Source organism: Acidovorax sp. KPB24-07, from assembly GCF_057543315.1.
This window is the reverse complement of the sequence record NZ_BAAJYS010000940.1, coordinates 1-583: the sequence shown is the minus strand read 5'-3', so window position 1 is coordinate 583 and position 583 is coordinate 1. Positions and strand designations below refer to the sequence as shown.

The window sequence follows — 583 nt, the reverse complement described above, 5'->3', positions numbered from 1 at the left end:
CTCGCCCGAGTCGTAGACGAACACGCGTGGCGGCTGCGGCAGCGGCGACGGGTCGCGGCCCGGACCCGCTCGCGCCATTGCGCGATGAGCCGCTCGGCCTCGGCACGGCGGCCGAAAACGGTGCCCAGGCGCAGCAGGTCGCCGTACAGCAGGTCCATCGTGGCGCGCGGTTTGTCGCCGCGCGTGTGCGCGCAGCTTTCGGTCAGGATCAGCGTCTGGATGCCGTGCGGCGCCAGGGTGGCAGGGGTCACCTCGCCCCCAGGCTGCATGCCGTAGTACCAGCCGGCGAAGAACAGGTCGGGCTTGGCGGCCAGCAGCGTTTCCAGCGTGGGGTACTTGGGGGCCAGCTCCGGAATGGCCCCCAGGCTGCGCAGGAACGCCGCATCGGTCTTGTACCAGCCGGTGATGCCCGTCACGCCCACCATGGACGACTGCAGCCCGAGCGCCATCGCCATCTCCACCATGTTCAGGTCGTGCACGACCATGCGCTGGGGCGGCGCGGCGATGCGCAGCGTGTCGCCGCAGTTGGGCACGGTGACGGGGAACCCCGGCACCGCGCCCGCGCCCTGCGCCAGCGCGGGGG

1 protein-coding gene is annotated in these 583 nt (G+C 72.4%); it reads right to left on the bottom strand.

The window, feature by feature from the left end; all coding sequences use genetic code 11:
• A partial coding sequence (locus tag AC27IQ_RS26790) for an ABC transporter substrate-binding protein (protein WP_487091510.1) occupies positions 1–583 on the bottom strand: 583 nt, incomplete at both ends.